This is a genomic window from Marinobacter shengliensis, assembly GCF_030297115.1.
Taxonomy (GTDB): domain Bacteria; phylum Pseudomonadota; class Gammaproteobacteria; order Pseudomonadales; family Oleiphilaceae; genus Marinobacter; species Marinobacter shengliensis.
Window position 1 is genome coordinate 52,292 of sequence record NZ_AP028062.1, and the last position, 13,542, is coordinate 65,833.

Below are 13,542 nucleotides of genomic sequence, written 5' to 3' on the forward strand. Positions count from 1 at the left end.
TTCACGAATATAGGATCGCCCGGTTTGTTTTCAAGCACCCCTCTGTTTACTTTTTGACCTGCATCAAGGGCCTTGAGGGTTCGCCAAACTGCGCGAGCAGAAATGCCCGAAATCGGCTCATGGGGGCGCCATCGGTGTGCTCATCCGGCAGGGTACCTGGCCGGAATCCTGGCAGGTCTCCGTTCAGAAAAGGGTTTACCAGTGTCGGGTTGCGGCTGATCACATGGATGATCACATCTCTGCTGGCATCGTCTCCAGTGATGAGTGGCGCCGGCTGGTGATCACCCAGTATGAACAGCAGTGACCCGTCAGTGAGATAGCGAGCCGCGTAGTCTCCGGCAACGGCCAGGGCGTAATCGATGGCCTGAATATAATGTTCCCGAACCCGCTCCGGATCCCGCCAGAGCGAGGCGGGCGCCTCGCCAGCGCCTTCCCATTGCTGGAAAATCTGGCCATCTCCAATGCTGTCCCAATCGTCCAGCACTGGCAGTATCGGCACCCAGGGAGCGTGGCTGCTGATCAGTGCCAGCTCCGCGAACACTGGGGACGGCGTTGCCTGTCGCAGCTGTTCGAACCGGTGCCAGGTGAACTGATCGGGCATGGTGACCCAGTTGAACGCTGGCCCCTGGTAACCGAGCGCGTCTTGATCATAAATGCGGTGGTAGCCAAATAGCTGACCTTCCGGCCATTCCCGGGTGATGGCGGGCATCACCGCCATGGTCTGATGCCCGGTCACCCGGAAATCATCGATCAACGTGGCGTAGTTGCTGCTCAGCAGCGCTTCATAGGCAATCTGGGTGTTGATCCACTGCCCACTGAGCACCGAGAGATGGCCGAGCCAGGATTGCCCGCCCTGGATGGGTGCTTTCAGGCGGCCGGTGGCGACGGTCAGGCCGGCACTATCCAGCTGTTCGGCCAAGGTGGCCAGCCTGGGGCCCAATACCGGCCGGTAACGTTCATCGGTAAGCCCGGAGATGCCGTAGGATTCCACGAAGGCCAATACCACATCGGTATTGGCCAGGCCCGGCAGTGCGCGCGGTTGCCGGCTGGCGGTTGGTTGTTGTTCCAGGCCGGCACGAAAAGCCGAGGTGGCCTGATGCGTGTGTTTGATCAACGATCCCTGATTGGCGACGAAGGCCAGGGCCGGGCTCCCTACCCAAGGGGTCAGTATGGCCAGCGTGAGCAATGCCGTGGCGCTGAGCCCCAGGGCCCGCCCCCGTAACGGCAGCGTTCGGGCGAGGTGCAGTCCGAGCCGGCGAAACACCCAGGCCACGAGGGCCGCCGTCAGGATCAGCGCGACCAAAACCAGTACGGCCCCCGGGATACCCAGGTTGGTGCGGAGCAGATGCCAGGCGGCATCCAGCAAGCTCACTTCCAGATACAGATTCAGGCCCCGCCCCAGGCTCTGACGGACCAGCGCATCGGCCGCAATCAGCCAGACCATCAGGGCGTAAATGCCTGAAAACAGCATCGCCAGTCGGTCACGTTGGTTGGGTAGTTGGTGTAACAGCCACCAGATAATCAGGGCTTCCAGCGCCAGCCAGGGCGCCGGGCCCGGAAGTGCCAGGGCGGGTAGCAGCAACAGCCCGTTAAGCAATACAAAGGCGGCCAGCATCAAAGCGATCGGGCCTCTGGCGGTGGTGGCGCGTACTGGTACAGCCAGGTTTCAGTCAGTGCCTGGGAGCCTATTCTCAGGTAAAGGCGCAGGTCTATCGGGCTGGTGTCATCATCCGGAATTAGATCAAACATGGCGCGGAAGCCGTTGATGGCGTGCAGCGGCCTGGCCGATACCAGTTCTACTTTGCCCCGGCTGGCACTCACGACTGCCTCGACCCCGGCATGACGGTCCATCATTGAAAGGCTCCCGCCGGTAAAGTCCACCGCAAAGCGCCGGGAAAAGTAGGTTCGGGGCTGGCCAATAACACCTCCAATACCGGTGCGCGTGGCGACCACCGCGCCAAGCTCCGGATTTTGATCCGGCATGGTTTCGCCCCAGGTGAGCCGGTACCCGATGGGATAGGCTTCTCCGGGCCGCCAGGACTCCTTCGGATTCCAGAAGGCCACGATGTTGTCAAAGGTTTCATCGAGCGTCGGGATCTCCACCAGCATCACGGCGCCCTCGCCCCAGTTACCTCGGGGGGTTACCCAAAGACTGGGCCGCAATTCGTAAAACACACCGTCATCCTGGTAGTTGCTGAAATCCCGATCCCGTTGAAGCAGGCCAAAGCCTCGGGGTTGGTTATCGATAAAATGGCTAACCGTCACCTGCTCCGGATTGGTCAGCGGGCGCCAGATGCGCTCGCCGTTGCCGGTCCAGATGGCCAGGCCGTCGGAATCGTGAATTTCCGGGCGCCAGTCATTAGCCATGCGCCGATCATTCTCACCGGTCTGGTACATGCTGGTGAGCGGCGCGAGCCCGAAGCGTGTCAGCTCCCTGCGGGGGTACAGGGTGGCTTCCACGTCCATGGTCAGGTTGGCACCGGGATGAATCACAAGCCGGTAGGCGCCGGTCACACTCGGCGAATCCAGCAGGGCATGGACCGTCAGTGACAGGTCGCCTGCGCCGGGGCGCTCCAGCCAGAAGGTGGTGAAGCGAGGAAACTCCTCTGGCTGCGGCAGCCCGGTATTGATCGCCAGGCCCCGGGCAGACAAGCCGTATTGGCGGGACTCGCCTACTGCCCGGAAATAGCTAGCTCCCAGGAATGCGGCGATGTCCCGGTTGAAGTCCTGGTGAAAATGCACGCGGAATCCGGCGTAGCCGAGGCTGTCTGGCAGGTCATCAAACGCGTCATTGTCGCCATAGTCGAAGTTTTCGTTCCGGTAGGGCAAGGCGTGGGCCCTGCCATTGACCACTTCGTAGAAGTGCACGGGCTCCTGGAAGTAGAGGCCCAAATGAAAGAACTGGAGCTGAAAGGCGCTGTCTCGTTCCCGCCAAAGTGCCTGTTCTGGCCGGTAGCGTATGGCTTGATATTGGTCCCAATTGAGGGATTGCAGGCTTGGCGGCAGGGGGCTCTGGGGGGCGCGATAAGGTTGGGCCGCCAATATCCGGGCGTGTTCCCGGAGCCAACGGGCACTAAAAACCTGCCCGGCGGAGCCGGCAACGCTGGCCAGTGCTCGCCCGGTGCCGGACAGGGCAAGGGGGGCACCAGCGGCCAGTGCCAGTCCGAATTTCAGGAGGCGACGCCGATCCATGGGGAGTGCTCCGGTTGGTTTCTGTGGGTGTGAGTAGCGGTTTGTATCGGGCTCAGGTTCAGGCTCAGTCGGGCAAGTGCCCTACCCCAAGGTGAGTCGGGCTCAGACTGCCAAGCCTTGAGATGCAGAGATTGCATGGCTTCAGGGTGGTCGCAGAGCAGGCTGATCTGGCTGCTGGTGAGTGCGCCGGGGCCCTGTGCTGCACACTGGTTAACCAGGGCATTCAACACCCGTTGCTTGCTCCCCCCGGAGGGGCCGGGTTGGCGTTGCCGCCAACAGTGGTAACGGGGAGATAGCACTGTCTGTTCGAACCAGCTCAGTGATGGCAGGCGATTGTTCTGCGGGTGGTCCATCGAAGCGCGAGCGATGACTGGCACAGGGGATGCCTGTTCGGGAATGACCATTTGTTGGCCGGTGCGCTTGCCCGCTAGCCACACCGTGAGTAACGGCGCAATCAGCACCGGAATCGTGACCGGCAGGGCCCAGAGCGTCAGGTTCGGGCTGAACCACTGGATCAAAATCAGTACGCCGGCGCACACCAGTGCGGGCCGGGCAAAGTGCTGAAGCGCTTCCTCCAGCCCACCGGCACCGGTTCGATTCTGCCCCTGCCAACGCACGCTGCTATTCACGACTGCACCGGCGACATGGCCGCTATGGGCGATCATTCGGATGGGTGCCAGTATCAGTGATATCAGGGTTTCAATGACCGTGCTGGCTGCCATCCGCCACCGGCCACCAAACAGCCTCTCGCGCCGGGCAAGGCACTGGTCTACCAGTGCCAGAATCCGCGGGCCCAGCAGCGTTGTTACGGTGAGCCCGATCAGGCAGGCGCCAGCCAGGTTCCAGCCTGTGGACGACACCCCGATCAGCCCGGGCAACGGTTGGCTAACCGGTGTTCCCGCCATGGCGAGGTAGCCAGACAAGGCAAGAAACGCCAACCACAGGGGTGAGGCCAGATAAGCCAGAATGCCGGTGAGTAGCGCCAGGCGGTGGGCAAAACGCAGCTTGGTCATCGTGAGCAAGGGGACCAGGTGCTGCAGGTTGCCCCGGCACCAGCGACGGTCGCGAATCAGGTCGTCTCCGAGGGTGGGCGGTGATTCCTCATAGCTGCCGGCGATGGCCGGTTCCAGCCACACCTCGAAACCGGCGCGGCCCATAAGCGCAGATTCGAGATAGTCGTGACTCAATATCGGGCCACGAAAAAGCCCCCAACCCCGTAACTTTCGCAAACCGCAGTGGGCCATGAACGGTGCTACCCGGATAATGGCATTGTGGCCCCAGTAATTGGCATCACCCAGTTGAACGGCTGCCAGGCCGGCACTGTGGATTCGGCCATAGCACCGATTGGCGAACTGTTGCAGCCGGGCAAAGCGGGTATCCGCCCGTACCAGCCTGGGTGCGGTCTGGATAATGCCGGCCCGGGGACGCTGTTCCATCAACTGAACGAGTTTTTCAATCGCTGAGGCTGTGAGCAGGCTGTCGGCGTCCAGCACCACCATGTAACGGTATCGGGCACCCCATCGTCGGAGGAAATCGGCGATGTTGCCGCTTTTAAAGTTCAGGTTCACTCGCCGGCGGCGGTAAAAAAGCCGGTTGCCGGCAGCCATACCGGCGCTCAATTCAGCGCAGGTTGCCTGCTCCTCAAGCCAGACTTCCGGGTCCTGACTGTCGGACAACACATAGACATCAAGTTGGTTGTGCCAGCCCTTGTCTTCAAGCTCTTGATACACAGCCTGAAGATTACCGAGGGAACGTTGCACCGGTTCGTGACAGACTGGCATCACCAACGCCAGCCGGCCTTTGAACGACCCGGCGCCCGCACACCCTGAGAACCGGCGGCTGAGGCTGTGGGGATCGCCCCCGCGCCTGAGCATTGCAAAGCCGAACACCGCGGTCCAGAACCCGAGGCCTATCCAGGTAAACAGAATGGAAAACAGAACAACCAACAGTACCGCGGGCCACCCCTGTTGGGTCATGGACAGGCTATGGGAAAGCAGCCAAACGCCGAAAGTTGTCTGCCCCAGCACCAGCAGTGCGAGCAAAGCGCGCCGCTTGTAGGCGACAGTCTGCCAACGGTGTTCAGTCACCCTGGTACCCGATCCGGCTGCGGGTAAGTTTCGGCGGGGTAGCCTGGTGCTTGTCAGTGTCTGTCGAAAGAGAACGCTGAATGGCAGGCAGAACATGGCTCAGCTTTGCATTGCCTGCCCCGTAACAGTACCGGTCAACCACGTGTTGCAGGCGGGACAGAGCAACGGGGCAGGCGTCGTGCCGTACGGCACGAAGATAAAGCAATGCTCGTTGATGGGTGGTGTCTGTCAGATCCACGGTTGTCTCCCGGCTTGTAACGGCTCGGAAACATACGGAAGCGTCCCGGTATTCAGACCACTTTATGACGCGTCATTAAGATACTGGTCTTTGAGCTTAACGTAGTTGGCTGCGGTGTATTTGAAAAACGTGCGCTCCTTGTCTGACAGTGCCCGGGCCTGCTTACACGGCGAGCCCACGTACAGGTATCCCGACTCCAGCCGCTTGCCCGGCGGCACCAGGGTGCCAGCCCCGATAATCACTTCGTCGTCCACGATGGCGCCGTCCATCACCGTGCACCCCATGCCCACCAGCACCCGGCTGCCAATGGTGCAGCCATGCAAAAGGGCTTTATGGCCAACGGTCACGTCATCACCAATGATTAACGGCCAGCCGCCAGGGTTGAAGTCGCTGGCATGGGTGATATGCAGAACGGAGCCATCCTGAATGCTGCAGCGGTCGCCGATGCGGATTTTGTGCATGTCGCCGCGGATGACGGTCATGGGCCAGACCGAGCAGTCTTCGCCCATGACCACATCACCGATGACCACGGCGCTCTCATCTACCCAGGTCCGTTCACCAAATTGTGGTGTGATACCCTTGTGAGTTCGTACATTTGCCATTACATATACCTCAATGCTGTCCAAATACGGTGCAAGGCGCCGGTGGGGGATGGCTTTCAGAAACACGCTCCTTCGGCACATCCATGTGGCGCTTGGGCTCCGCCATCCATGGCTCCGCACAGTTTCTGAAAGCCATCCCCCACCTGCACCCCGTAGCTTGGTGCAAGCTATCTTATTCACGAACAGCTGAGAAGGGGACTTATGAATAACCCGCTTTTGACAGATGACTTGTTGCCGAAGTTCGGCCATATCCGCACCGAACACATGGAAACGGCGATTGACCAGATTCTCAGCGAAAATCGCATGAAGATTGCCGAGCTGTCCCAGCAGGACGACCCAACCTGGGACACCCTGGCCCAGCCGATGCAAGCGCTAGAGAACAAGCTCAGCAACGCCTGGTCGGTGATTTCACACCTGAACGGCGTGATGAACAACGACGACTTGCGCAAGGTGTACAAGAACTGTCTGGAAAAGCTGACCGAGTACAGTACCGAAGTCAGCCAGAACGGTGCCCTGTGTGAGGCGTACAAGAAACTGGCCGCACGGGAGGATTTCAAGGCATTGAGTGAGCCCCAGCGTAAATCCATCGAGAACGTGCTGCGGGATTTCCGCCTGGGCGGGGTCGACTTGCCGGAAGACAAGAAGAAGCGTTACGCGGACCTGTCCCGGGAGCTGGCGGAGTTGTCCAACAAGTTCAGTGATAACGTGCTGGATGCCACTCAGCACTGGTTCAAGCAGATTACCGACGTAGACGAGCTGTCCGGCCTGCCGGAAACCGCCATTGAGGGTGCCAAGCAGGCGGCGCGGCAGAAAGATCTGGATGGCTACGTGATCACCCTGGATTTCCCCAGTTTCTACCCGGTGATGACCTACTGCAACAACCGGGAACTGCGCCGGGAGGTGTACGAGGCGTTTGTGACCCGTGCCTCAGACCAGGGCCCGGATGCGGCTACCTGGGACAACACGCCGGTAATGGCGGAAATCCTCAAGCGCCGCCATGCGCTGGCCCAGCTGCTGGGTTTTGATAACTACGCCGAGCGTTCCCTGGCCACCAAGATGGCCCGGAGTGTCGACGAGGTGCTGGAATTCCTGAACCAGCTGGCGGCCAAGTCCAAGCCCCAGGCAGAGAAAGAGTTTGCCGAGCTGAAGGCGTTTGTGAAAGATGAATACGGTGTAGACGACCTGCAGGCCTGGGACATCGGCTACTACAGCGAAAAGCTGCGCCAGAAGCAGTACGACATCTCCCCGGAAACCCTGCGCCCCTGGTTCCCTGTGGATAAAGTGGTACCGGGCCTGTTTCGGGTGGCGGAGAAGTTGTTTGATGTGCAAATTGAAGAGCACACAGGCGTAGAAACCTGGCACGAAGACGCCAAGGCCTACTGCATCAGCCGTAACGGCCAGCCCATTGCCTGGTTCTATCTGGACTTGTTCGCCCGCCAAGGCAAGCGCGGCGGTGCCTGGATGGCCGACTGCCGGGTACGCTGGCGCAACCAGCGTGGCACGCTGCAGCTGCCGGTGGCATTCCTGACCTGTAACTTCACCCCGCCGGTGGATGGCAAGCCGTCGCTGCTGACCCACGACGAAGTCACCACCCTGTTCCACGAGTTCGGCCACGGCCTGCACCACATGCTCACCCAGGTGGAGGTGATGGACGTATCCGGCATCAACGGCGTCGCCTGGGATGCCGTCGAACTGCCGAGCCAGTTCCTGGAAAACTGGTGCTGGAACCCGGAATCCCTGGCCCTGATCGCCAGCCACCATGAAACCGGCGAGCCACTGCCGGAAGACCTGCTGCAGAAGCTGCTGGCCGCCAAGAACTTCCAGTCTGGTATGGGAATGGTACGCCAGCTCGAGTTCTCACTGTTCGACTTCCGCCTGCACGCGGAATTCACCGACGTGGCTCCCACCAACCCGCTGGACATGCACCGCAAAGTTCGGGAAGAAATCGCCGTGGTCCAGGCGCCGGAGTTCAACCGGTTCCCCAACGGCTTCTCCCACATTTTCGCGGGTGGCTACGCCGCGGGTTACTACAGCTACAAGTGGGCGGAAGTGCTGGCCGCCGATGCCTTCTCCCTGTTCGAGGAAAAAGGTATCTTCGACCCGGAAACCGGCCAGGCCTTCCTGCACAATATCCTTGAAAAAGGTGGCTCCCAGGAGCCCATGGAACTGTTCAAAGCCTTCCGCGGCCGCGAACCGCAGGTGGATGCCCTGCTGAAACAATCCGGCATCACGGACGAAGCTGCCTGATAAAATCCACCCCGGTTGTCGCAGCGGCAACCGGGTGTGTGTTACTGGAGTAAAGTTATGGCAAGTCCGAAACGCTTCATCGCCGGCGCGGTGTGCCCCCGCTGCGCGGAAATGGACAAAATCACGATGTTCACCACCGAGGCCGGCGATCAGATTCGCGAGTGCGTGGCCTGTGGTTATACCGATGCCCTGTCTGACCAGCCGCAGCCGGAGGCTCCGGAGATTGAAACCCGGGTGAACAAGAAGGCCAACACCGATGACCATACCGTAAAGCAGGTGGTGTTTTTTAAGGCTGGCTCTGAGGACTGACCTTGTTTTGGGGTTTGGCCTTGTAGCCTGTTGGTTTGGAGATGGCCTTGTAGCCTGCTGGATTGGGGGATGGTCGGGGTTCGGGAGAGGGTTCCAAAACGGAAAACGTGGTTTTCCTGATTGTTTTGGAACCCTCTCCCGAACCCCTTTTATTTGGCTTGTTCAGAACCGCTTGGGTGCTGGAATTCCAAAGAATGTGGTGAAGCCTGGCCCTGTGTTCTGCGCTTTTATAACGATTCCTGTGAAGATCAACGTTTGGGGTTGGTGGGGGGTGTCAAAACAATCAGGAAAACCACGTTTTCCGTTTTGACACCCCCCACCAACCCCAAACCACTCTCAAAAACCGCAGGCTACCAAAAAGCGACGATCACCAAAGATCGATCAAAGCACCATAGCCGCCAACCACCCAAAGACCAGCAATGGGAGGTTGTAGTGCAGGAACGTCGGCACCACGGTATCCCAGATGTGGTTGTGCTGGCCGTCCACGTTCAGGCCCGCTGTCGGCCCAAGGGTGGAATCAGACGCCGGTGAACCCGCATCCCCCAGGGCACCGGCCGTGCCCACCAGGGCCACGATGGCCAGGGGGCTGAAGCCCAGTTGCAGGGCCAGCGGCACGTACAACGCCGCAATGATGGGAATGGTGGAGAACGACGAACCAATCCCCATGGTAATCAGCAGGCCCACCACCAGCATCAGCAATGCTGCCAGCGCCTTGTTGTCACCGATAGCGGCCACCGAACCCTCCACCAGGCTGGCAATCTCGCCGGTTTCCCGCATCACTTCCGCGAAGCCGTTGGCGGCGATCATGATGAAACCGATCATCGCCAGCATCTTCATGCCCTCGGTGAACAGGTCATCCGCTTCCTTCCACTTCACCACACCGGAAATATTGAACAGCACGAAGCCCGCCAGGGCGCCCAGGATCATGGAGCCCAGCCATAGCTGAACGACAAAGGCCACGGCAATAGCCACGAGCGCCATCACCAGGGTTTTCGGGTTGTATTTCACATCCACCCGTTCGGTCTGCTCGATGCGCTTGAGATCGTAGCCCCGGCCGCCCCGGTAGCTGAAGAACACGGCAATCAGCAGGCCGATGAGCATGCCCAGGGCCGGCAGGGCCATGGCGGACATGACGTTCAGCTCGCTGGCATCCACGCCGTTATCGCCGACATTGGCCAGCAGGATCTCATTCAGGTAAATACCGCCAAACCCTACGGGCAGGAACATGTACGGGGTGATCAGGCCGAACGTGAGCACGCAAGCTACCAGACGGCGGTCCATACTCAGCTTGGCCATCACGTACAGCAGTGGCGGAACCACCAGGGGAATGAAGGCGATATGGATTGGCAGGATATTCTGGGACGAGATGGCAATGGCCAGCAGCAGGCCGATGATCATGAACCGGATGCCGGTGGCCGCGCCGCCCTCCTCCTGTCGGCCGACGATGGCCAGGGCCTTGTCGGCCAGGGCGTGGGCCAGGCCGGATTTGCCGATGGCCACGGCGAAGGCACCCAGGGTAGCGTACGACAGCGCTACCGTGGCACCGCCACCCAGGCCGGTGTTGAAGGCATTGATGGTGGTTTCCAGAGACATTCCTGCCACCAGGCCACCGGAAATGGCACCAATGATCAGGGCGACGACAACGTGGATGCGGCACAAGCTCAGCACGAGCATGATCAGTACCGCGGCAACAACGGCATTCATGGCAAACTCCGGGTAGGAATTGAAGATTTACCGGCGCCTTTTGGGCACCGGCAGCACGAAAAGTGGGCTAATGTGCAGGAAATGACTGCGGCAGTCAAAGCGGTTGTGTAACGATCACTCGGTGTCGAGGCGGGCGAACCTGGGGACCTGTTCGCCGGCCACTTCCACGGTTTCCCGGAACATGGCCAGCGGCCTCACCCAGAGGCTGTAGTCCCCGTAAAGGCAGCGGTACACCACCAGGGGTTCCTCGGTCTCGCTGTGCCGGGCTACGCCAATGACCTCGTAATCCTTGCCTTTGTAATGGCGGTATCGGCCGGGGGTGATGGGGTGCTTTTTGTCGAACATGCCTTCCTCTCAGGTGGTAACCGGGGATTACCCCTTAATTTCGGCGGACTCCCGCGCCAGTTACGTCTACACTTAACTCAGACGCTGGGGTTTGGATCTGTCGCCATGCAGCCGTTCCCCAGTGTAGTTCAAGACTCCAGAGCCGGGAATAACAGACAAGAATGAAAGGCCCTTTTCCGCGCACCATATGCCAGCTTTTCGGGCTGTTGCTGTGTGTTGTCAGCTTCCGGGTGTTTGCAGAGCCCGTGGGATTTGACTGGGTTGAGGTGCCCGAGGACAACCTGACCGTTACCCAGGTACAGCAACTGCCTGATAGCCAATGGCAATACAATAGCGCTGCCAGGGTGCTGAACCAGGGCTTCAGCAATGGTGCGTTCTGGCTGAGGGTGCCGATTACGCCGGAGCCCGTCAACCGGGTGCTGGAAATCGCCTATCCGTTGTTGGATGAGGTATCCGTTTACTGGGAACTGGACGGCCAGATTGTCGAATCTCACCACACCGGAGACACCCGGCCATTCGATACCCGGCCGATCATACATCGCAATTTTGTGTTTCTGGTGCCGTCGAACACCGAGCCAGTCGTCGCCTGGGTAAGGGTGAAAACTCAGGGAGCGGTGCAAATTCCCATGGCGGTTACGACATCAGCCCGGTTTCTCGCCAACGAGCAGTTTTCCTATGGCTGGCAGGCCATGTTTCTGGGCATCGTGGTGGCTTTGTCGTTTTATAACCTCTTTCTTTTTGTCATCGTTCGCCACACCACGTACCTGTGGTATGTGCTCACGGTTGTATCAACCGGCATGATCCAGCTCAACTTTAATGGCTTGCTATTCCAATGGATCTGGCCTGATCTACCCGGCCTCAACCGCTACTTTACGGTGCCGGCGATCAGTCTTGGCATGTTTTGCGCCGTCATGTTCACCATTAAGTTTCTGGCGGTACGCCACTACAGTCTCCTCAGTTATCGCATCTTGCAGGGGGTGATCGGCGCCTGCAGTTTTACCTTCTTCTACGGTGTGTTTGGTCCCTATCAAAGTGGCATTGCTCTGGTCAGTGGGATCGCTGCTTTTGCAACTCCGGCGGCGTGGCTGATCGGGCTGTATGTCTGGCGTCAGGGGCAGGTGCTTGCGGGGTTTTACGTGCTTGCCTGGACGCCTCTGCTGGTGGGCCATCTGGTGCTGGCGGTCAGTAAGCTGGGCTGGATACCCACCAGTCAGGTCACCGAACTGGTGCCTCAGGCAGGGGTGGCGATTGAGGCTATTCTGCTATCGTTTGCCCTCGCCTACCGGATCAACCTGGAACGTCGACGCCGGCAGGAAGCACAGGAGCATGCACTGAAAGTGCAGCAGCAGGCCAACCTGACGCTGGAAGCACGGGTGAGAGAGCGCACCGAAGAGCTGGAGCGTGCCAACGAACAGCTCAAGGCCATTAGCCTGACCGATGGCCTTACCCACGTGGCAAACCGCCGCCGGTTTGATGAGAAACTGGAGATTGAGTGGGGCCGTGCGCTGCGCCATGAGCACGAGCTGAGCTTGCTGTTACTGGATATTGATCACTTCAAGCGGGTCAATGATGAGCTGGGGCATCTGACCGGCGATGATTGCCTGGTGGCACTTGCCGGCAATTTGCGGGCGGAAGTCCAGCGGGCAGGCGACCTTGTGGCACGTTACGGCGGTGAGGAGTTTGCGATACTGCTGCCAACCACCGATTCCGAGGGTGCCCTGTTAGTGGCAGAGCGCATTCGCAAGGCGGTTGCGGGAACCCCTGTGGCCACTAAAGAGCAGGATGCGCCGGTGCCACTGACCATCAGCGTTGGTGTGGCAACCATGCTACCGGCGAGAGGCGTCAGCAGCCCAGAGCTGGTGCGCCGCGCCGATGAAGCGCTCTATGCCGCCAAGGATAACGGCCGCAATCGGGTGGCGGTGTGGCAGCCGAAAGTGCCGGCCCCCACCGCCGACTCCTGAGTCTCAGTTTTTCAGTTTGTACTTGCCTGGGCCCAGGAAAATCACTGCAAAGGCAATAAACAGGAAGAAACCCTGCAGCTCCAGTGCCCAGCCTCCGTTGCTGCTGAGGCTCAACAGCTGATGCCCATGGACCAGGGCAATGGCGACGATCATATTGAAGACAATAATCAACGCGCCAATCCGGGTCTGGTAGCCCAGTATCACCATCAGCGGTGCAATGACTTCACCCACGTAAACGCCGTAGGCGAAAATGGTTGGCAGACCGTGGGCAGCCAGCTGCCCTTCGATGAAGCCGACACCGTTCAACAGTTTCGCGATGCCATGAAACAGCAGCAGTCCGCCCAGGGTGAGCCGGACAATCAGTTTTCCCAAATCGGCGTTTTCGAGCAAGGTTCAGTTCTCCATCCTATAAATTGCGAATGTCAGGATACATTGTCACGAGCGCTTTTATCAGCCGGTTTTGTGCGCCCGTGGGGATATCATTCCGCTCCATGGCTAAAATCAGGTTTTCGGCCAAGGCATTGAACTCAGTGTCGGTAATACCCATGTCGGAATGCAGTTCCCGCATCGGCCGTCCGGTGTAGGTACAAGGCCCGCCGCTGAGCTCGCACAGCTGGTCGGTCAGGTTGCGGTGGAACTGGGCTACATCCATGCCTTTGAATTGCTGGTTGATACGTTCGTCGTCCACGATCAGGTAAAGCAGGTCCTCCACTACGTTGGCTATGCCCTCACGTTCACCGAGCTGCTGATACAGAGATTCGTCAGGCTGGTTATTCAGGCTCTGGCAGCCAACCAGGATCAGCGCGATCCCTGACAGTAGAGCGGCGATCAGGTGTTTGAGGTACAGATTGGCCATC

The 13,542-nt window shown here is 59.6% G+C and carries 12 protein-coding genes; 3 read left to right on the top strand and 9 right to left on the bottom strand.

The window, feature by feature from the left end:
• Window positions 1-46: 46 nt before the first annotated feature.
• The 5 genes from QUE75_RS00210 to QUE75_RS00230 form a co-directional block, all read right to left on the bottom strand.
• Window positions 47-1,615 carry an alkaline phosphatase family protein gene (locus QUE75_RS00210; protein WP_138437375.1) on the bottom strand — a complete coding sequence of 523 codons (1,569 nt, stop codon included), beginning with the start codon at window positions 1,613-1,615 and terminating at the stop codon, window positions 47-49.
• The gene (locus QUE75_RS00215; protein WP_286252822.1) at window positions 1,615-3,192 is read right to left on the bottom strand and encodes a glucan biosynthesis protein; all 1,578 of its coding nucleotides are present in this window, start codon (window positions 3,190-3,192) and stop codon (window positions 1,615-1,617) included. Before QUE75_RS00215 ends, QUE75_RS00210 begins: the two co-directional genes overlap by 1 nt.
• Entirely contained in the window at window positions 3,171-5,279 is a 2,109-nt protein-coding gene (gene mdoH / locus QUE75_RS00220; protein WP_286252823.1) for a glucans biosynthesis glucosyltransferase MdoH, read from the bottom strand. The genes QUE75_RS00215 and mdoH overlap by 22 nt, the downstream gene beginning before the upstream one ends.
• Entirely contained in the window at window positions 5,272-5,517 is a 246-nt protein-coding gene (locus QUE75_RS00225; protein WP_230713266.1) for a hypothetical protein, read from the bottom strand. Before QUE75_RS00225 ends, mdoH begins: the two co-directional genes overlap by 8 nt.
• Before the next feature lie 62 nt (window positions 5,518-5,579).
• The gene (locus QUE75_RS00230) at window positions 5,580-6,119 is read right to left on the bottom strand and encodes a gamma carbonic anhydrase family protein (protein WP_286252825.1); all 540 of its coding nucleotides are present in this window, start codon (window positions 6,117-6,119) and stop codon (window positions 5,580-5,582) included.
• 201 nt (window positions 6,120-6,320) lie between these two features.
• Here QUE75_RS00230 and prlC point away from each other — a divergent pair, with 201 nt between their 5' ends.
• A complete protein-coding gene (gene prlC, locus QUE75_RS00235; protein WP_286252827.1) occupies window positions 6,321-8,366 on the top strand; it encodes an oligopeptidase A in 2,046 nt (681 codons plus the stop codon).
• 57 nt (window positions 8,367-8,423) lie between these two features.
• Complete coding sequence (locus QUE75_RS00240; RefSeq protein ID WP_061331385.1) at window positions 8,424-8,675, top strand: YheV family putative zinc ribbon protein; 252 nt, start codon at window positions 8,424-8,426, stop codon at window positions 8,673-8,675.
• A 381-nt stretch (window positions 8,676-9,056) separates the two neighbouring features.
• On the opposite strand, the gene QUE75_RS00245 is transcribed toward QUE75_RS00240, so the two are convergent.
• Together QUE75_RS00245 and QUE75_RS00250 are read right to left on the bottom strand one after the other, a co-directional pair.
• A complete protein-coding gene (locus QUE75_RS00245) occupies window positions 9,057-10,379 on the bottom strand; it encodes a Na+/H+ antiporter family protein (protein WP_286252830.1) in 1,323 nt (440 codons plus the stop codon).
• 114 nt (window positions 10,380-10,493) lie between these two features.
• Window positions 10,494-10,724 carry a DUF1653 domain-containing protein gene (locus tag QUE75_RS00250; protein WP_058091846.1) on the bottom strand — a complete coding sequence of 77 codons (231 nt, stop codon included), beginning with the start codon at window positions 10,722-10,724 and terminating at the stop codon, window positions 10,494-10,496.
• Between the two features lie 161 nt (window positions 10,725-10,885).
• Here QUE75_RS00250 and QUE75_RS00255 point away from each other — a divergent pair, with 161 nt between their 5' ends.
• Window positions 10,886-12,685 (top strand): sensor domain-containing diguanylate cyclase, encoded by a 1,800-nt coding sequence (locus QUE75_RS00255; RefSeq protein WP_286252833.1) that lies wholly within the window; start codon window positions 10,886-10,888, stop codon window positions 12,683-12,685.
• 3 nt (window positions 12,686-12,688) lie between these two features.
• On the opposite strand, the gene QUE75_RS00260 is transcribed toward QUE75_RS00255, so the two are convergent.
• Entirely contained in the window at window positions 12,689-13,075 is a 387-nt protein-coding gene (locus QUE75_RS00260; protein ID WP_061331382.1) for a DoxX family protein, read from the bottom strand.
• Between the two features lie 16 nt (window positions 13,076-13,091).
• A complete protein-coding gene (locus QUE75_RS00265) occupies window positions 13,092-13,541 on the bottom strand; it encodes a group I truncated hemoglobin (RefSeq protein ID WP_286255739.1) in 450 nt (149 codons plus the stop codon).
• Between the last annotated feature and the right edge of the window lies 1 nt (window position 13,542).